The organism is Polaribacter ponticola, from assembly GCF_026191475.2.
GTDB lineage: Bacteria > Bacteroidota > Bacteroidia > Flavobacteriales > Flavobacteriaceae > Polaribacter > Polaribacter ponticola.
This window is the reverse complement of the sequence record NZ_JAOSLC020000003.1, coordinates 1-18,890: the sequence shown is the minus strand read 5'-3', so window position 1 is coordinate 18,890 and position 18,890 is coordinate 1. Positions and strand designations below refer to the sequence as shown.

Sequence of the window (18,890 nt, the reverse complement as noted above, 5' to 3'; positions counted from 1 at the left end):
TTATAAAATCCTACGATAATAAAAAACATAAGGAAATTATATTGAAAACATAAAAACTGTGTAGAACACCGTATAAAATTAATTGCTGGTTTTAGCCAATTTACGAAAGTCCTCGCGGACTTTCTATCTGTGATTTATTTGCTAACTTTAATGCTTAAAACACGCAACAAATCTTATACAATCACGTCCAAGATCAAATCCTAATAAAATTTAGTTTTTATTTTAAGCAGCATAATTTTGAAGAACAACATACGGTGTTCCTCTTTTAACTACTGCAAAAGCTCTCGCTATTAGTTTGTTTCTAACATTATTTATTGCTAACATTTTATCTTTTCCTTCTGCTAACTTTTTTTGATAATACAATTTTAGTTCGCTATCATGTTGTATTGCAGAAACACTTGCCATACTTAGTAAACTTTTCATCTTTCTATCTCCTAAATAATGACATTGTTTTCGTCTATGAATACTTGTACCAGAGCGATGCTCAAAAGGTGCAGTTCCACAATAACTGGAGAAAGCACGCCAACTTTTAAAACGTGTAAAGTTACCTGTATGATAAATTAATTGACAAGCAACCACAAGACCAATCCCTTTCATACTTTTTAATAATTCGTAGTTTTTACTCATAGAAATATCATCAAAAATTATTTCTTCAATTCTAATTTCTATTGCCTTTACTTGCTTAGATAAATAGTCAATACTTCGCTTTAAACTGATACAACCTAAATCTGTTGTAGAGCTTGTTAAAAGCTCTTTCATCTCTTTTAAAGTACCTTTTAAACCCGCGTTATTTCTAACTAACTGATCTCTTAAAGCTAACAATCTACCTAACTCTAAATGAGAGCTACTTTTAACAGTACTTGGAGTTAACTCTTCTCTGTAAAGCCAACCATATCTTGCTATTACTTGAGCATCTAGTTTATCTGTTTTCTCTTTTACAATCCCTGAAGAACGCTTAATTTTTAACGGACTTTCCTCAACATAAACTACTTTCTTACTATGCAAATAAAGCGCAAGTTTTAAGGAATAATAACCTGTATTCTCAAAACAATAAAAAACAGCACTTTCTTTTGTTGCTTGTAAAACCCATTTTAAGAGGCTTTTGTAACCAACTAAATCGTTCTTAAACTCTTTATGAACTTGGGCATGATAACAATAAGCATCAATCGTCTTTTTTGATACATCAATTCCTACTACTTCTCTGTAATTTTTCATATTTTTACAATTAGAGTGAATAAATATGTTGCAAAAACTACTTCCTTTATCGGGATTTTTTAAACCTGGTATTCCAAATGGTTCTTTGCAACTTTATAACAACAGAGGACTCGTACGTGTAAGGGAACTACAATTCTAAAACACGTTATAGTTCTCCTCTGTTATTACATAAAGATATTTATTACAAACTAAAGAAACACGTTGCCAGTAATTACAAAAAAACCGAAATGATAAAACAACACTTTCATAAGTTAATTGAGAATACAAACTCTATAAATGATAATTCTTTTAACGATTTAATTGAAAAGGGGAAAAATCATTATTTAGAACAGAAAATTTAACAGAAGAAAACTTTGTAAATTATAGGAAAATTGAAACGTGTATGAATTCAAAACACGGAAAATTGATTGAATTAAAAATAGTTGAAGATGAAAATATTTTAGGTTATTTAATTGGATTCATCTCTAATGATTTTACATTTATGGTTGTATTCTCTCATTAAATAATGAAAATTACTATAAATACATCAAAATGTTTTGAATGTGGTGAAGAAGCAACTGAAGACCACCATATAATTCCTCGAGTTTATGGTGGAACAAAAACTATCCCTTTATGTTCAAGTTGCCATATGAAAGTTCACGGCATTAAAAGTAATAGAAGAACAGATAACCATAAAGAAAATGTAAAAAGAGGTCTTGACAAAGGTCGAATTTGGGAACTATTTTCTGGGTGGTTAATTCAGAAAAAGTATAAATGTAAAGATAAGTTTGAGTTCAGAAAAAATTATAAAAATCACTTTAAAGAAATTTTTTCTAATATTAAGATTACAGGAATATTTAACAGAATTAAAGAAATAGAAGATGATTTTTTGGAATCACTTTTTAGAAATGAAATTAACGATACAATTATTCTATATTTTATAGATGCTAAAGACTTTACTTTAATAGATGAGAATATTAATATAATAATTTCTAAAAACTTAATTGCAAATAAAAACAAGTTTGGAAGTCCAAAAAAAATAACTAAAGAAACTATAAAAAAAGGAGTTAAAAAACGAAAGCACAATTCTCTTATTGATAGAACAAATGTTGAAAACATTAGATTCATTATGAAATTAAAGAAAAAAGGAAAAACCTTTTATGAAATAACAAAGCAAATGAATGAAAAAGGTTTGAAAACAAGACAAGGAAAAGATATGAACCAAGTGCAAGTTAAAAGACTTTATGAAAGATTTTTAAAAAATAACACTAAAAATAGTTGAAAGAAAAGAATTTATGAAAACTAACTTCGAACATAAACAAATAGTTATAGAAAAATGGGAGGAACTCATTAATGAACTTACATTTTTTTTAGATACGGCAAAAAAAGTGGTGGAACTTTAAGCCATAAAGTTGGCAGTATGAGAGACAAACAGAAAGAATTATTAACGAATTTTAAAAATTACGTCTGAAAAATAACTACTGGCAACAAAGTACTGTGGTAAAAAACAAGTAAAAACTCATTAATTTTGCACTAAAGTACTTTTATAGTTGTTATCATATATTAATCCTGATTTTGCAATTGCAAAAGCCTGTTTTAGTAACTTATTACATACTGCTATTAATGCTAGTTTTTTACTCTTCCCTTTGGCAACAATTCGATCATAAAGTGCCTTACAAGCTTTGTTATATTTACAAGCATTAAAACTGCACATAAATAATAAATTTCGCAGCTTTTGGTTGCCTATTTTACTAATTCTCGGACGTCCTTTTACGCTACTTCCACTTTGCCTAATAATGGGAGTTAAGCCTGCATAACTACACAACTCTTTTGCACTTGTAAATCTCTCAAATCCATCTGTTAAAACAACTAACATTAGAGCTGTCTTATCTCCTATTCCTGGTATACTTTTTAAGCTAATTAAAACTTCTTGATGCTCTTGTTTTACTAAAATTAATAATTTATCCTCTAAACTTTTCATCTGTTTTTCAAGATATTTTAAACTTTGTTTTAAAGAACTTACAACTGCTTTACTTGGTGTACCTAAAACCAATTCGCCATGAATCTTGTTTTTTAGCATTGTGCTCTGTTTTGTATAGGTAGAAAGGAGTCTAGTCATTTGTAAACATTCTAATTGATGCTTTGAATTACCTTTCCATAATTTTAATTCTACTTGTTTTGCATACTCACAAATTAATCTCGAATCACTCTTATCTGTCTTAATCTTTGACAATTTCATCTGAATAAATCTTTTTACAGATAATGGATTTTCTACTGATAATTGAAAACCAGATTCTTGTAAATAATAAGCCAATTGATAATGATAATAGCCCGTGGCTTCCATTACACAATGACTATCAGAACCTAAGAGTTTTACAAGCTTTTTAAAACCTGTAATACTGTTTTTAAATTGGTAATAATTACCTCCTGAATCTGTAACATCAAAAACTAAATGACTGACGTCAATCCCAAAATATTTTGTGTCTTTAATCATAAGAAAGTGTTTTGTGAAAGGACAATCTACGCGAGTTTCAACGACTTAAAATCGAGGTCTAAATAGCCTCATAGAACTGTACGAAATCTGTGTAGAAAAGAGAGGGGATTTTCAATGTTGACGAAGTCTTGGCTTCTGCGTGTATAATAACCTTATTCCTCTCTTTTGTGCTTTCTGTTTATAAATCTAATTTAATGTTTTACAAACTTAAGACGTGTATAATTAATGGCTGGTTCTCGCCTACTTACGAAAATCCTCGCGGATTTTCTATTCGGTTTTTATTTGCTAAATTAGTTGCTTAATCACGCCACTAATCATACACAAAACCGTTGGGCACAATACAAACAAACATCGAACATCAATCAAAATTTTGTAAATTTGTGAAAAAACAAAAATGAATGTATAAAACATCTGAAATAGTAGCCGAATACGGAATTACAGAAAGCCGACTAAAAGAATATATTATTGAGCAAAATATTCCTTTGGTCAATGAAGAAGAGATTTCAAAAAAGAATTTTCAAACCATTTTATCATTCATTGAGAATACAGAAGATAGAATTGAAAAAAATTAAAAAAAGCCGAAGCTACTTTTAAGTATAATTCAGATAAAAACAAAGTATCAATTTATCAAGATGATGCTATTTCGTTCTTAAAAAAATTACCTTCAAATAGTGTAGATGTTATTGCAACTGACCCAGCATATTCAGGAATGAATGACAAGCTCAAACTTGGAAAAGGAAGAATAGTTGGTAAATATGCCGATAAAGGAAAAGATAATGGAAAATGGTTCGGAGAATTTAAGGATAGTGAAGAAAATTATGACGAATTTCTATCTGAATGTAAAAGGGTTTTAAAAAAATCAACTGGACATATTTATATTATGTTTGACTCCTACTCTCTTTTGAGTTTAGGAAGTGTTGTTCGTAGTCACTTTGATGTAAAAAACCTAATAACTTGGGACAAAGTGAATATTGGAATGGGACATTATTTCAGACGTAGGCACGAGTATATAATTTTTGCAACAAATGGTAATACTAGAAAAATAAGAAATAGAAAATTTCCAGATGTTTGGAGATTTAAAAGAATACATAGTTCAAAATATCCAACTCAAAAACCAGTAGAAGTTTTTCAAGCTATGTTGCACGCAAGTTCTGAAGATAGCTTCACAGTTTGCGACCCTTTTTTAGGAAGTGCTTCATCTGCAATCGCAGCTATCAAAAACAACTGTAATTATATTGGTTGTGATATTTCAGATAAATCAATTGAGATTTCTAGTTCAAGAATATCTGAATATTTAGAAACAGGTAAGGATAACATTCAAACAAAATCAATGGCAGTTGATGATAAAATTTTCTGGGAATAATTATGGCTAATTTAAGTAAAACGAAAGCATTATTTGCATTCACATCTCCAAGAACAATTGAAAAAATAATTCCAGAAATAAAAATTTTATCAGAAAATTTTGAAGGACAAAAATGGTCTGGAAACAGCCAAGTGCAGATTGATTTTTTCAAACTTTATTTGACTCGGAATACTATGAAGGAGATACTTTTCCTGCAAATCCAGCTTTAGCTGCAAGAGATAGAATTACAAGAGCACCTAAAGCATTGGGTTTTGTTGATTTAAAACCAACTGTAAAACTTACTGAAGCAGGTAAACTTCTACTAGCAGAAAAAAGATTAGATGAGACATTCACTAGACAACTTTTAAAGTTTCAACTTCCTTCTCCTTATCATACAAAATCTAAAACAGTAGATTTTAGTGTAAAACCTTATCTGGAATTATTAAGACTAGTTAAAGAACTTGGAAGTATTTCAAAAACTGAAATAGCTTTATTCTTTTCGCAACTTACAAACTATAATGATTTTGAGAAAGTTGTTTTAAAAATTAAAGAGTTCCAAAAAAACTCAAAATCCTATAAAGGCAGCAGAAAAATGTATGTTGCTGAATGTTTTGAAAATGAAATTCTTAAAATTTTCCATCAAGAAGTTCAACATAAAAAATTAAAAACGAGAGAGAGTTCAGACACCACATTAAAAAATTTCATAAAAACTAAACGTGCGAATATGAAAGACTATGCAGATGCATTTGTCCGATATATTAGAGCAACCGAATTAGTTACTTTTCAAAAAAGAACTTTTAGATTAATTATTTCACCACAAAAAGTTGATGAAGTAGATTATCTACTTAAAGAAATAGACAGAAAACCTAAAGATTTTAAAACTATTCTTGATTTCAAAGGCTATTTATTCAACCCTTTTTCAATTAAATTATTATCTGATAATAAAGAACTGTTGATTAAACAAATAGAAAATTTAGGACTTTCTGAATTTGACAAAACTTCTTCAATCGAAAAACTTAAAGATATTTTAGACAACTTGAGAATTACTGTAAAGTCCAAAAATATTGAAGAGAAGAAACGCGAATTAAAAGATTATAAGGAACTTCCTGACATCCTAAATGTATTTGAGCAAATCAAGAAAAAAGAAGTGCCTGATGCTCCTCTATTTCTAGAATGGAATGTTTGGAGAGCTTTAGTTATGCTAAATTTTGCAAAAAGAGTTGATGGTAACTTTATTATGGACATTGATGGAATGCCTCTAAATTATGCTCCAGGACAAAAACCTGATATTGAATCTGAATATACAGATTTTGGTATTATAACAGAAGTTACAATGTCTGGTGGTCATACTCAATATAAGATGGAAAGTGAATCTGTTCCAAGACATTTTGGAAAAGCAAAAGAACTTCTAAACAAGGAGATGTATTGCTTATTTGTCGCTCCAAAAATTAGCGAAGGAACTTTAGCACATTATTTCAACCTCAATAGATTTAATACTAAATTATATGGCGGAAAAACCAAAATTATTCCTTTAAGTATTGACCAGTTCATTGAATTTATAAAATCTGGAATTGAAAATAAGTTTAATAACCCTGAAAAACTTAAAAATTGGCTAGAAAAACAATGGTTGAATAATCAAGAAATGGAAGATGAAAATATATGGAGTGAAAATATTGGGAAAAGTATTCTGAAATGGGCATCCTAAAATAAGTACTGTGCCCAACAAAGAACTGAGTTAAAAACCAAACAAATTCTTCATTAAATTTAGGCAATAGTCTTCTAGCATTGTTGAAGTAGAATAAATCTCCTTTGGTCGATTTATTTCCAATTCAACAAGCTAAAATTATCATTATAACTTTTATTTTTTTATTTCACTTTTAAGACTGAAACGTGAGCTTCATCATAAGGAATTCCTGATTTAACTATCGAAAAACATTGTTTTAATAGTTTATTGGAAACTGCGATTAATGCTAGTTTTTTACTCTTTCCTTTGTTGGTTATTCGTTCAAATATTGCTGCACAACCCTTATTATGTTTATAGGCGCTAAAAGAACATAAGAAAAGTAAATTCCGTAATTTTCTATTACCAACTTTGCTTATTCTGGCTCTACCTCTTACACTGCTTCCACTTTCTCTAATTGTGGGTGTTATTCCTGCATAACTACACAATTGTGATGACGTCTCAAACTTCTTAAAACCATCTGTAACTACTATTAAAAACAACGCTGTCTTCAAACCAATACCAGGAATACTTTGCAATAGCGTCAACTGTTTTTGATGTTCTTTCTTTACTAAAGACAACAATTTATGCTCTATTCCTTTTAACTCTTTATCTAAATATTTAAGCGTTCGTTTTAGTGAACGATACACATAAGGTGATGGGATTCCTAAAACTTTTTCGCCGTGAATTTTGTTTTTTGTAGCCGTTCTTATTTTTAATTGATTATCCATCAAGCGAAACAACTGCAAACATTCACTTTGAACATCTGTAAGTGCAGTATAAAAAGGTACTTCTTGGGTTAATCCATAATTACAAATCGCTTTTGCATCAGCCTTATCCGTTTTTATCTTTGCTAATTTCATCTGTACAAATCGCTTGATAGACAAAGGATTTACAACTGAAACACAAATACCTTGCTTGTACAAAAACTGAGCAAACCTGTAATGATAATAACCTGTAGCCTCCATAACTACTAAACTATTTTTGGGTAGTAATTTGCGAAACTTTTTAAAGCCTAATTCATCATTCTTGAATTGTAAATGACCTTGTATACTACCATAACAATCGAAGACATTTTTACTAATGTCAATTCCAAAAATTTCACTATATTTATTCATAAGAAAATGTTTTATGAAAGAATAACCTACTGGAATCACAACAACTTAAAATCGAGATCTAAAGTCTCACAGAACTGAACGTAATTTTAGTAGAAAAGAGAGAGGATTATCAGTGTTGTCTGAGTCTAAACTCAACCGTATATAGTAACCTTAATTCTCTCTTTTATTCTTTCTGATTAAGTATCAAATTTATTAAAAGACAAACTTAAGACGTATATAATTTATTGCTAGTTATAGCTTGCTTACGAAAATCCTTGCGGATTTTCTAGTCGGCTTGTACTTGTAATGTTTATTGCTTTACCACGCAACAAATCATATACAAACCGTTGGCAGTAATTTGAACACCCTTATTGCTTTTAAACAAAATTTGAGAAATGTCAACACTTTTAGAACATAGAGAAAAACTAAACTTAACCCAAGAAGAGCTGGCTACAAAATCAGGTATTTCTGTAAGAACTATACAAAGAATTGAGTCTGGTGTAAAACCTAAAGGGTATACATTAGAAAGTTTATGTAAAGCTTTGGGAATAAGTAAAGAAGATTTATTAAAAGAAAATAAAGAGGCCGAAAAAATTAACAAACAACTTATTAAATACATCAATTTATCTTCTATAATATTGCTGATAGTTCCTTTTGGTAGTATAATTATGCCACTAATTTTTATGCGTTGGAAAAAGGAAATCAATACTGTTACAAAACAAATCGTTTCTATTCAAATATTATGGACATTATCATTCCTCATTGTAACACTATTAGTCGCGTTTTTATCAAAGTGGTTTTCTTTTAGCAAAGAAATAATTCCGCTTGTTATGCTAACTTTAATAATAATTAACCTATATATTATTATTAGAAACACAGCAGAAATAGAGAAAAACAACAAACTACATATACGATTGAATTTCAGTATTTTATAAGCACGACAATTTATTGTCGTGAATTTGTCGGGTTATTTTTTCACTTTCTTAAAAGAAAAAAATGAATTTTACATCAAATATAAAATTCAAATAATGAAAAAACATTTCATACTAATTCATCTATTACTTTTTACAATATTAGCAAACGCTCAAGTTGAAAAATCATCTGAACTATACAAAACAATAAAAGAAAAAGATAGCCTTCTTTTTAATATTGGTTTTAATAATTGTGACATCATACAATTCAAAAAACTAGTAAGTGATAACTTCGAGTTTTATCACGACCAAGGAGGAATTACAAAATCAAAGTCTGAATTTATTCAAAGTATAGAAAATGGACTTTGTAAGTTAGATTATAAACCAAAAAGAGTTATAGATGAAGAATCATTAGACATTTTTCCTTTAAATAATAATGGTGTTTTATATGGGGCAATTCAAACTGGAACACATAGTTTTTATGCTATCGAAAAAAACAAAGAAGAATACCTAACAAGTGTAGCAAAATATACTCACTTATGGATTCTTGAAAATGGAAACTGGAAATTAAGCAAAGGTTTAAGTTATAATCACAAAGATGTTGACAAACCAATTGACAACAAATTATTATTTAGCGACAAGGAAGAAACAGAAAGATGGCTAGAGCAAAAGAGCATTCCTGCATTAGGAATTGGGTATATTGAAGATGGAAAGATTAAACAAATTAGTGTTTTTGGCGAATTAGAAAAAGGAAAAACAGCACCCAAAAACACGATTTGGAATGTTGCTTCATTAACTAAACCAATTACTGCTTTAGTAGCCTTAAAACTAATTGATTCAGGTAAATTAAGTTTAGATGAAGCTTTATATAAATATTATATCGATCCAGACATAATTAATGACCCAAGAGCAAAAAAACTAACAGCAAGAATTATTTTAAGCCATCAAACAGGATTTTCTAATTGGAGAGGAAATAATGAAAATGGTAAGTTAAGTTTCGAATTTGAGCCAGGAACGAAATATCAATATTCGGGAGAAGGATTTGAATACTTAAGAAAGGTGTTAGAAAATAAATTTAATAAAAGTATTCAGCAATTGGCAGACGAATTAATCTTTAAACCTCTAAAAATGTTTCATACTAATTTTGTTTGGAATGAACAATATGAATCTAGATTTGCAAAATGGCATACAGAAAAAGGAGGAGAATTATATCCTAATTTAAAAAACAATACTGCAAATGGAGCAGACGATTTATTAACAACTATTGAAGACTATACAACTTTTGTAAATTATGTTCTAAATGGAGCTGGTCTATCCAAAAATTTATTTAAAGAAATTGCATCTGAACAGGTTAGAATAAACGATTTTAAGCATTTTGGTTTAGGTTGGTGGATTGACGAAAATATTAATTCAAATAAGGATTTTGCAATGGTTCACGGAGGAGATGATATAGGAGTGCATACAATCGCTTTTATTATACCAAAGACAAAACAAGGTCTTATAATATTCACTAATAGCGACAATGGAACTGGTGCTTTTCAAGAAGTCTTGTTAAAATATTTAGGAGAAAACGGACAAGGAATAATGGAAGTAGAAATGAAAAGATAAAAACTACTGCCAACACCGTATATAAAAAATAGCAGTTAAGAGCTAAACTTAAAGTTTGGTTCTTTTCTGCTATCTTTGTTTTAATCCGAAAAGTATCACAAATAAATCTGCTACTTTTCATATACAATCACGTTGCCAATAATTTGAGAACAAAACTTTATAAATGGAAAAAATCATTTCGATAACATCAAACATTTTCACAATTTTTGCATCTGGAATTGCAATATATTTGTTTCTTTTCCAAAGAGATAAAATATCGAATGCCATAAATTTACTATTGAATTATTCAACCCAATTAACTTTATCAGAATTAAAATCTAAACTTGAAAGATTAAATAGTTATAACGCTAATGCAAAAGCACAAAATGAAGAAGTTATAAATATTCTTCACGAAATTGAAGGTCAAATTAAAGGAAATAAATTACTAAAATCGAATTTGGAAAACACTATGAATACTATTTCCAAATACATTGAAAATCCAATAAAATTAACTGAACCGAGAAAAAGGAGTTTAGTTCACGAATTACGTGAAAGTATTAGAAATTTAGATATGAATTCATTCAATAAACTTGTAAATAAAAACCAGAAATGAGTAAAATAATAAAAGCTATAAACAAAATGATTGAAAACACTGATTTAATTACGAATGTAGTTCTATCAGAAGATGAATATTTTTTTCTTTATAATAACAAAGTCAAATGGTCAATTATTGAGGAAGAAGATAAAGACATTTCTTTAATTTTATATCCAAATTTTAATGGAAAACTTGATGAATTAGCAAATATTGTTGAATGGGAACATATAAATATGGTTACTTACAATACAATGGATTTCAAAACTCAAGAAGCTACTGAAACTTTTAATGAACTTTTACAAATAGTGAAAAGCAAAGTATTTGGAGTAGATAATTTATTAGACGAAATAATAGGAGATGATTAAAAAACTATTGCCAACACCGTATAAAAAAATTGCTGGTAAAAGCCAATTTACGAAAGTCCTCGCGGACTTTCTATCTGTGATTTATTTGCTAACTTTAGTGCTTAAACCACGCAACTTTCCTTATACAACAACGTTGGCAAACATTTGACGCAACCTTTTTAGGAAAACTACATCTATAGAATATAATAACGAATTAAAAATTAAAATTATGAAAATTAAAATCTTGAATTTATTACTAATCCTGACATTATGTTTATTTACGAGTTGTGATAATGAAGACACAACTTTACCTGAATTAAATATTAGAGTATCTAATGTTAGCCAATTTAACTTTGAAAATGCAAAAATTGGAGCTTCAACTGAAAATGGGAATATAAATATTCAAAAATTAAATTCTGGAGAAATAACTGAATACAAAAGCTTTAACAAAGCACAATTATTCCCGCACATTGAATAGAGATTGAAGGAAAAACTTATACACTCATACCTTACACAACAGGATTTGCTGACATTATCAGTGACGGAGGAAATTATACATATCAAATTAATGCAAATGAAAATCAAGAACAATATAACAAGTTGAGTTTTTCTTTAGTTAAGGAATAAAAACGTTTGCCAACAACATATATAATTTATTGCTAGCAAATCGTTTACTTGCGAAAATCCTCGCGGATTTTCTTTGTTAGTTTTTATTTATTAATTTAGTGCAATATTCACGCAACAAACCATATATAAACACGTTGTAAGTAATGCACGAAAACCAATAAACCAAGTGAATAAAACAATATTTGAAATTACCAAAATGGATTGTCCTTCAGAGGAAAATCTAATCCGAATGAAATTGGACGGAATTTCGAGTATTGCGAATTTGAACTTTGATATTCCGAACCGAAAATTGACAGTTTTTCACAGCGGAGAAATTGACCAAATCGAAAAGTCAGTTATCGAACTGAATTTAGGCGGAAAGAAAATATCGACTGAACAAACCGACCAAACGGAATTTAAAGAAAACGAAAATCAGAAAAAAATACTCTGGTCTGTTCTTGCAATAAACTTCGCGTTTTTCATTATCGAAATGACGACAGGAATTATATCAAAATCTATGGGACTTGTTGCCGATAGTTTGGATATGCTTGCCGATAGTTTTGTTTACGGAATTAGCTTGTTGGCGGTTGGCGGAACCTTGATTAAGAAAAAGCGGATTGCAAAACTTGCTGGATATTTTCAAATCACACTTGCGATTATTGGATTTTTGGAAGTTTTAAGGAGATTTTTTGGAGACGAAAAACTGCCTGATTTTTCAACAATGATTATCGTTTCGATTTTAGCACTTATTGCAAATGGAATTTGTCTTTACATTTTGCAAAAATCAAAGAGCAAAGACGAGGCACATATGAAAGCAAGTATGATTTTTACCTCAAATGACGTGATTATAAATTTAGGAGTAATAATCGCAGGAATTTTAGTAAATTGGTTGAGTTCAAGTAAACCTGATTTGATTATTGAAACAATAGTTTTTGTATTGGTAATTCAAGGAGCGTTTAGGATATTGAAATTAAGTAAGTGAATGAAAAAAGCACTACTTACAACAACGTATATAGCTCATAGCTAGTTAGTTGCTTAATCGAAGTTAAGGCATATTTGGGAAGTCGCCAAATTTTTAAATTTGACAACTTCCCAAAAAGTAAAATAAGTAGTAAAATTTAAAAATCTGGCTTGTGCTTGATACGAAAATAATTTTCTAATTTGCAAGCTACGAGCCATATACAAAACCGTTGGCAACAAGCAAAAAATGAAATATAAATTGAACATATTACTTCTGATTATAACTTTAATTTCTACAAAAGCAATTGCTTGTAATTGTTCTATTCCGAAAAGTTTGAAAGCTGTTCAAGATTACGAATTTGAAAATTCTGAATGTATTTTTATAGGAGAAGTCTTGAAAATTGACTCTGAAAAAAACACTTTTGAAATAAGAGTTGTGGAATCTTTTAACGGAGATGAAATTGGAAAAATATATAGTGGAATTTATGACAATCAATGTGGACCAATAATTGACGGAAAAGGAAAGTGGTTGATTTATGCAAATTCGTACGAAAATAAAATTGAAATAAATACTTGTGGACTAACTCGTAGTTTTGAATATCCTGAAAGTAATATAACTGCAACATCTGTATTTTTAAAAACATATGAAAAGGAATATAAACAGGAAAAACAAGATTCTGATTTAAAATTCAGAGCGCAATTAGATTTAAAAAATGAAATAATTAATTTAAGGAAAAGAAGGAAGTAAAAAAGCCAGTTGCCAACACCGTATATAATTTATTGCTGGCTTCTCGCTTACTTACGAAAGTCCTCGCGGACTTTCTTTGTCGGTAATTATTTACTAAATTAGTTGCTTGAAACACGCAACAAACCATATACAACAACGTTGGCGGTAATTATAAAAATCGTGCTAAAAAAGACGATTATATTAAAATAGAAAAAATAGTTATATTTGCGAAATGAAATTTACAAAAATCATATTATTAACTTACTTTATTTTCTTGAATTTGCTTCCAGTTGCAAAATTCGTGAAAATGGAAATAATGGATTCTTGTGAAAATAAATGTATGCAACACTGCAATAAACAAAAAAATAAAGAAGACAATAATCCTTATAACAAACAAAATTGCATATTAAACATTAATCTTTCAACAATTTTTGTTTTCCCAACACATAACTTTGATTTTTCAGACGTTGATCTCATAGAAATTTCAGAAAAACAAAAGTTTTACTTTAAAGAAATTATCCTTAATGATTACGTTTCTAAAATTTGGCAACCTCCGAGAATTATCTGCTGAAATTTAGACTTTAAAAAATAAATAATCATTAAAAAATAATACAATGAAAAATATAATTTCAATTGTAACGCTTTTACTATTTGTAAATTTAAGCGTTAATGCTCAAGAAAAAAAACAATGTTGCGAGCAAACGAAAACCTGCACAATGGACAAGAAAACTTGTTCTACAGAAAACAAGAAAAACTGTAAAATGGACAAAAAAACTTGTTCGGCAGAAGAAATGAAAAATTGTAAAATGGATAAAAATACTTGTTCATTAAACAAAACAACTTGTACAGAAGAAGAAAGAAAAAACTGTACAGTAGATAAAAAAGTGGGTTGTTTAGTTGGTAAAGACAAAAACAAATCATAATATCATTTTTTTTGGGAGTTTGGTTAAACCAAACTCCCATTTTTTTAATCCAAAATCTTAATAAAACGAAACACGTAATTTTAATAAATTCAATTCTAATTCTATTATTGTCAAGTTGTAATACAAAAACTAAACAAAACAAAAATGATGTAAAAATTGTTGGTGCAATGAAAAACGTGATGTGGAAAGGCGAATTAGGAAGTAGCATTAACCTTGAAACTATTTCGGACAAAAATGGACTTTATGGACTTGGACCAGTGAGCTATTTAACAGGCGAATTGCTGATTAATAACGGAAAAAGCTACGTTTCGAAAGTGACTTCGGACTCGACAATGACCGTTGAAAAAACATATAATACTTCTGCACCTTTCTTTGTTTATGGAAACGTAACTGAATGGAACGAAATAGAATTGCCTTCTGACGTTAAGACAATTCAAGATTTAGAAAAATTCATTGACGACAAAACGACTGAATTCAAAAGACCTTTCACCTTTAAATTAATCGGACAGGTTTCAAGTGCGATTATCCATATTCAGAATTTGCCCGAAGGAACGAAAGTGTCATCGCCAGATGAAGCACATCAAGGACAGACAAATTACAATATCATAAACGAAGACGCTGAAATAATTGGATTTTTCTCGACTGAACATAAAGGAGTTTTTACACATCACGACTCATTTTTGCATATGCACTTGATAACAAAAGACGAAAGTAAAATGGGACATTTAGACGAATTAGAAATCGGAGAAATGAAATTATATCTACCGAAAAAATAAAAAAACTACCGCCAACAACGTATATAATTTATTGCTAGTTATAGCTTGCTTACGAAAATCCTTGCGGATTTTCTAGTCGGCTTGTACTTGTAATGTTTATTGCTTTACCACGCAACAAATCATATACAAACCGTTGCAAGTAATAGTGAAAACCACTCAAACTCGAAAATTTCGTGTATAAATATTATAAGTTTCCCTTTATGAAAAAATTTCCTAGTATGAAAAAAAGAAAAATAATATTACTTTTTTACGGTATTTTAACAATATTAACAATTAGTTCTTGTGAGAAAAATGATAAGTTAGAGTTTGTAGAAGATACATTTTCTTGTTATATAAATGGGGAATTATTTGTTCCAAAAGGAAATACTAATTTAATTAGTACAAGCCCAGGTAATGATGGTTTAAGTTTTATGAAGTTTAATAGCGATTTAGATTTAGTAATACAAGTTAAAAATGAAAAAAGTAAAATGGTAATTTATATTAAAAACTTTATTGATGAAAATGAATTTTCTCTGGAAAATAGTAATGGTGTAATAAACTATCCTTTTAATAATCCTGAAACAAGTTCTGTATTAATTTATAATGATAAAAAATATTTATCAAAAATGAATTCAGGTAAATTATTACTTACAGAGGCTTCTGACACAAATCTAGAAGGAACATTTGAATTTACTTTATATAATGAAAATGATGATAGTGATACTATTCGCATCACTAATGGTAAATTTAATGATTAGCTTATTTAAGGAAATTATAAAACCTGATAATTTACTCATATTCTGAAAATAAAACGTGGGAATCTCAGCAAAACCTGAAAAATAAAATGGAATTATAAACTAAAAAAAACTACTACTTGCAACACCGTGTATTAAATATTGCAATATTTAGCTAAACTAAAACTTGTTGCTTCTTTGCAAACTTCTGAATTTCCGCTGGAAATTCCTCGTTCACAAAACCGCAACATTCAATACACAACCACGTTGGCGGTAATTAAACAAAAATTCGGTACTATCGATAAAATAAGTTGCCATTAATACTGACCGAACGACAGTAAATAACAGTTTTATCATCTTTTTCTACTAAAAAAACTACGAAAGTGTCATATTTAGGAAACTTTTGGAACTAAAGTAGTAAAGGGAAGTATTAAAAATGGAAAAACAGAAAACCACATTTCTTTCTGCCTTAAAAGAAAATCAGGATAAATTATATAGAATTTGCTCGATTTATTCCGATAATAATGAAGATTCTAAAGACCTATTTCAGGAAGTTTTAGTTCACATTTGGAAGTCAATGAGTTCATTTAAAGGAAATTCATCTATTGACACTTGGATATTTAGAATAGCATTAAATGTTTGTCTTCGCTTTAAATCTAAACATACAAAGAACCAAAATCGATTTATAAGATTAGATAGTATGACTATTGCTAATATGAGTTCTGGAAAAGATAATGAAGAAGACAATGAAAAACTAATAGCTTTAAGAAAGTGTATCAAAAAATTGAATGAAGGGAACAAAGCAATAGTAGCTCTATACTTGGAAGGATTAGCATACCGAGAAATTTCAGATATACTTGGATTATCTGAAAATCATATAGCAGTAAAAATCAAGCGGATAAAATCAAAATTATTTAACTGTATAAATGAAACATTATGATTGAAGATGAATTAATTAAAATCTGGCAATCGTCCAGTAATCAAGAGCGTATAAAATTTGAGAAATCTAAATTAATGATAGAATTGCAATCAAGTTTAAAACGTTTACACAGATGGTGGAACTATTTAGAACTTTCAGAGACACTTTTAGCTGTATTTGGAGTTTTATTATCTATTCTTTTATTTTTCAAGATTCCATTCATCCTAACAAAAATAGCATTAGCCTTAATGATTATTTGTGCTATTTATTTAATAATTAAATACCGAGCTGTTAAAAAGTTTCAACCTAATGATTTCGAAGAAAACTATCTAAATTATCTCAAAAAAAACAAGGAATATCTTCAAGTGCAGAAAAAATTCCTTAAAACATATTCGTATTGGGGAATTTTACCTGTTTACCCAATAATGTTATTATCTACTATCAGCATTTGGGAAAAGATTCCAATATATCTAATTGTTCTTATTAATGTAGCTACAATAGGAATAGGTATTTATGGATATTTCTTAAATAAGATAAGAGTTAAAAAAGAAATTAACCCGAGAATTGATAGAGTTAATGAATTAATAATTTCATTAGAACAATAGGCTTATGGTATTTAAATATAGACCCTCAAAAGTTTCAAGAAACATATTAGAGCAATTGTCAAAAATTTTGAGCTTTTCAACTTCAAAAACAAGAAGAGAAACAATCAAACAAAAAAGAAGACAAAATCGGAATAAAAAGTACTAATGGCAACACCGCTATAATTCATTGCTAGTTATAGCCTACTTACGAAAGTCCTCGCGGACTTTCTATCTGTGATTTATTTGCTAACTTTAGTGCTTAAACACGCAACGAAATCATACACAAACACGATATTATGAAACAAATTTATAAGTTTTTAATTCTATTCCTTGCCTTGATAATTATAAGTTGTAATAACACCAATAAAGATAAGAACAGAATAAATAAAACAAATAAACAAATAGATGACTATTCTGCGAAGATTGATAGTTTGATACAAACAACTAGTCCAAGATATTTTAATGGTGTTATACTCATTACTCAAAATGGAGATATAAAATATTCAAAAGCGTATGGTTATTCAAATTTTGAGAACAAAATACCAATTACTCTAAAAGACAACTTCCGAATTCAATCGAACAGCAAACAAATTACAGCTGTTTTAACTCTAAAAGAAGTTGATAACGGAAAATTAAACTTAAAAAGCCCTATTAGTAAGTATTTACCTGAAATCAAGCAAACTTGGGCGGACACGGTAACAATTCATCAGTTACTTAATAACACTTCTGGAATTACAAGTATTGACGAACCTTTACTTTTTGACGCAGGAACAGAATTCTATTATAGCAATGTTGGGTATGGATTGTTAGGCAGAATAATCGAAAAAGTAACTGGTAAAGAATATATTGACTTAGCTAATAATTTGTTTAAAAAATTAGAAATGCATAATAGCTATTGCTATGAATTGGGTAAAGCAAATAATGGACTAATTAATGGGTATAGAGGAACAAATAATGAATTTATTCTTGTTGATATTAATACAATCGTGAATTCCGAAGAAGGATGGAAAGATTTTATTCCTGCAGGTGGAATTATTTCAAATGCATATGACTTGAATATTTGGGATAAAAACCTTCATAATGGCAAATTAATAAATCCCCAAACCTATAAACTAATGACTAGTTTTAATCATACTACAGATTTTTTTAACGTGTTTGGTAAAGAAAAAGTAGGATATGGCTACGGAGTTTGTATAAGTAATGAACCCTTAACCAATATTGGGCACGGTGGAAAAGGAATCGGATTTGGTTCATTCAAATTTTTTGTACCTGAAAAGGATTTAGATGTAATTGTATTAGAAAATGTATATAATGAAGATAGCAATATCTTTTTCCACTTTGAAAGAGAAATAAGAGAAATAGTTCTGAATAGTAACCTTGTGGAATAATAACTACCGC

The 18,890-nt window shown here is 29.0% G+C and carries 20 protein-coding genes; 17 read left to right on the top strand and 3 right to left on the bottom strand.

Annotation, left to right across the window (positions count from 1 at the left end; translation table 11 throughout):
* Positions 1–222: 222 nt before the first annotated feature.
* Positions 223–1,215, bottom strand: a complete 993-nt coding sequence (locus N5A56_RS04800; RefSeq protein WP_265724292.1) for an IS110 family RNA-guided transposase — start codon at positions 1,213–1,215, stop codon at positions 223–225.
* 505 nt (positions 1,216–1,720) lie between these two features.
* Between N5A56_RS04800 and N5A56_RS04795 the strand changes: the two genes are divergently transcribed.
* Positions 1,721–2,476 (top strand): HNH endonuclease, encoded by a 756-nt coding sequence (locus N5A56_RS04795; RefSeq protein WP_265724466.1) that lies wholly within the window; start codon positions 1,721–1,723, stop codon positions 2,474–2,476.
* Positions 2,477–2,716: 240 nt separating this feature from the next.
* Here N5A56_RS04795 and N5A56_RS04790 read toward each other — a convergent pair whose 3' ends face one another.
* Positions 2,717–3,688 (bottom strand): IS110 family RNA-guided transposase, encoded by a 972-nt coding sequence (locus N5A56_RS04790; protein WP_265724446.1) that lies wholly within the window; start codon positions 3,686–3,688, stop codon positions 2,717–2,719.
* Between the two features lie 398 nt (positions 3,689–4,086).
* On the opposite strand from N5A56_RS04790, the gene N5A56_RS04785 reads away from it, so the two are divergent.
* The 3 genes from N5A56_RS04785 to N5A56_RS04775 all read left to right on the top strand — a co-directional run bounded on the left by N5A56_RS04785 (position 4,087) and on the right by N5A56_RS04775 (position 6,735).
* Complete coding sequence (locus N5A56_RS04785) at positions 4,087–4,260, top strand: hypothetical protein (protein WP_274270235.1); 174 nt, start codon at positions 4,087–4,089, stop codon at positions 4,258–4,260.
* A gap of 50 nt (positions 4,261–4,310) precedes the next feature.
* On the top strand, positions 4,311–5,051 hold the full coding sequence (locus N5A56_RS04780; RefSeq protein ID WP_337994820.1) for a DNA-methyltransferase: 741 nt from the start codon (positions 4,311–4,313) through the stop codon (positions 5,049–5,051).
* Between the two features lie 244 nt (positions 5,052–5,295).
* Positions 5,296–6,735 carry an AlwI family type II restriction endonuclease gene (locus tag N5A56_RS04775; protein WP_274270234.1) on the top strand — a complete coding sequence of 480 codons (1,440 nt, stop codon included), beginning with the start codon at positions 5,296–5,298 and terminating at the stop codon, positions 6,733–6,735.
* Between the two features lie 161 nt (positions 6,736–6,896).
* On the opposite strand, the gene N5A56_RS04770 is transcribed toward N5A56_RS04775, so the two are convergent.
* Positions 6,897–7,868: a transposase gene (locus N5A56_RS04770; RefSeq protein WP_265724304.1), complete on the bottom strand. Its 972-nt coding sequence runs from the start codon at positions 7,866–7,868 to the stop codon at positions 6,897–6,899.
* 374 nt (positions 7,869–8,242) lie between these two features.
* On the opposite strand from N5A56_RS04770, the gene N5A56_RS04765 reads away from it, so the two are divergent.
* From N5A56_RS04765 to N5A56_RS04705, 13 genes are all read left to right on the top strand, one after another.
* Positions 8,243–8,782 (top strand): helix-turn-helix domain-containing protein, encoded by a 540-nt coding sequence (locus N5A56_RS04765; RefSeq protein WP_265724462.1) that lies wholly within the window; start codon positions 8,243–8,245, stop codon positions 8,780–8,782.
* Positions 8,783–8,875: 93 nt separating this feature from the next.
* Positions 8,876–10,366 carry a serine hydrolase domain-containing protein gene (locus N5A56_RS04760; protein ID WP_265724461.1) on the top strand — a complete coding sequence of 497 codons (1,491 nt, stop codon included), beginning with the start codon at positions 8,876–8,878 and terminating at the stop codon, positions 10,364–10,366.
* Between the two features lie 163 nt (positions 10,367–10,529).
* On the top strand, positions 10,530–10,958 hold the full coding sequence (locus tag N5A56_RS04755) for a hypothetical protein (protein WP_265724460.1): 429 nt from the start codon (positions 10,530–10,532) through the stop codon (positions 10,956–10,958).
* Positions 10,955–11,305: a hypothetical protein gene (locus tag N5A56_RS04750; RefSeq protein ID WP_265724459.1), complete on the top strand. Its 351-nt coding sequence runs from the start codon at positions 10,955–10,957 to the stop codon at positions 11,303–11,305. The genes N5A56_RS04755 and N5A56_RS04750 overlap by 4 nt, the downstream gene beginning before the upstream one ends.
* A gap of 208 nt (positions 11,306–11,513) precedes the next feature.
* Positions 11,514–11,762, top strand: a complete 249-nt coding sequence (locus N5A56_RS04745) for a hypothetical protein (RefSeq protein ID WP_265724458.1) — start codon at positions 11,514–11,516, stop codon at positions 11,760–11,762.
* Between the two features lie 315 nt (positions 11,763–12,077).
* On the top strand, positions 12,078–12,872 hold the full coding sequence (locus tag N5A56_RS04740; protein WP_265724457.1) for a cation efflux transmembrane domain-containing protein: 795 nt from the start codon (positions 12,078–12,080) through the stop codon (positions 12,870–12,872).
* Between the two features lie 225 nt (positions 12,873–13,097).
* Positions 13,098–13,598 carry a hypothetical protein gene (locus tag N5A56_RS04735; protein WP_265724456.1) on the top strand — a complete coding sequence of 167 codons (501 nt, stop codon included), beginning with the start codon at positions 13,098–13,100 and terminating at the stop codon, positions 13,596–13,598.
* Positions 13,599–14,191: 593 nt separating this feature from the next.
* Positions 14,192–14,500, top strand: coding sequence for a hypothetical protein (locus N5A56_RS04730; protein WP_265724455.1), 309 nt, complete (start codon positions 14,192–14,194; stop codon positions 14,498–14,500).
* Between the two features lie 11 nt (positions 14,501–14,511).
* Positions 14,512–15,276 carry an acetolactate decarboxylase gene (locus N5A56_RS04725; protein WP_274270233.1) on the top strand — a complete coding sequence of 255 codons (765 nt, stop codon included), beginning with the start codon at positions 14,512–14,514 and terminating at the stop codon, positions 15,274–15,276.
* 218 nt (positions 15,277–15,494) lie between these two features.
* Complete coding sequence (locus N5A56_RS04720; RefSeq protein ID WP_265724453.1) at positions 15,495–16,013, top strand: Riean_0653 family protein; 519 nt, start codon at positions 15,495–15,497, stop codon at positions 16,011–16,013.
* 412 nt (positions 16,014–16,425) lie between these two features.
* A complete protein-coding gene (locus N5A56_RS04715; protein ID WP_265724452.1) occupies positions 16,426–16,929 on the top strand; it encodes an RNA polymerase sigma factor in 504 nt (167 codons plus the stop codon).
* Entirely contained in the window at positions 16,926–17,513 is a 588-nt protein-coding gene (locus N5A56_RS04710) for a hypothetical protein (protein ID WP_265724451.1), read from the top strand. Before N5A56_RS04715 ends, N5A56_RS04710 begins: the two co-directional genes overlap by 4 nt.
* Before the next feature lie 275 nt (positions 17,514–17,788).
* On the top strand, positions 17,789–18,880 hold the full coding sequence (locus N5A56_RS04705; protein ID WP_265724450.1) for a serine hydrolase domain-containing protein: 1,092 nt from the start codon (positions 17,789–17,791) through the stop codon (positions 18,878–18,880).
* The last annotated feature ends 10 nt before the right edge of the window (positions 18,881–18,890 follow it).

Coding starts and splice junctions, on each gene's coding strand:
- N5A56_RS04790 (WP_265724446.1), bottom strand. CDS start 3,688: ATGATTAAAGACACAAAATATTTTGGGATTGACGTCAGTCATTTAGTT.
- N5A56_RS04760 (WP_265724461.1), top strand. CDS start 8,876: ATGAAAAAACATTTCATACTAATTCATCTATTACTTTTTACAATATTA.
- N5A56_RS04750 (WP_265724459.1), top strand. CDS start 10,955: ATGAGTAAAATAATAAAAGCTATAAACAAAATGATTGAAAACACTGAT.
- N5A56_RS04710 (WP_265724451.1), top strand. CDS start 16,926: ATGATTGAAGATGAATTAATTAAAATCTGGCAATCGTCCAGTAATCAA.
- N5A56_RS04770 (WP_265724304.1), bottom strand. CDS start 7,868: ATGAATAAATATAGTGAAATTTTTGGAATTGACATTAGTAAAAATGTC.
- N5A56_RS04800 (WP_265724292.1), bottom strand. CDS start 1,215: ATGAAAAATTACAGAGAAGTAGTAGGAATTGATGTATCAAAAAAGACG.
- N5A56_RS04705 (WP_265724450.1), top strand. CDS start 17,789: ATGAAACAAATTTATAAGTTTTTAATTCTATTCCTTGCCTTGATAATT.
- N5A56_RS04745 (WP_265724458.1), top strand. CDS start 11,514: ATGAAAATTAAAATCTTGAATTTATTACTAATCCTGACATTATGTTTA.
- N5A56_RS04795 (WP_265724466.1), top strand. CDS start 1,721: ATGAAAATTACTATAAATACATCAAAATGTTTTGAATGTGGTGAAGAA.
- N5A56_RS04785 (WP_274270235.1), top strand. CDS start 4,087: ATGTATAAAACATCTGAAATAGTAGCCGAATACGGAATTACAGAAAGC.
- N5A56_RS04765 (WP_265724462.1), top strand. CDS start 8,243: ATGTCAACACTTTTAGAACATAGAGAAAAACTAAACTTAACCCAAGAA.
- N5A56_RS04720 (WP_265724453.1), top strand. CDS start 15,495: ATGAAAAAAAGAAAAATAATATTACTTTTTTACGGTATTTTAACAATA.
- N5A56_RS04730 (WP_265724455.1), top strand. CDS start 14,192: ATGAAAAATATAATTTCAATTGTAACGCTTTTACTATTTGTAAATTTA.
- N5A56_RS04755 (WP_265724460.1), top strand. CDS start 10,530: ATGGAAAAAATCATTTCGATAACATCAAACATTTTCACAATTTTTGCA.
- N5A56_RS04735 (WP_265724456.1), top strand. CDS start 13,098: ATGAAATATAAATTGAACATATTACTTCTGATTATAACTTTAATTTCT.
- N5A56_RS04715 (WP_265724452.1), top strand. CDS start 16,426: ATGGAAAAACAGAAAACCACATTTCTTTCTGCCTTAAAAGAAAATCAG.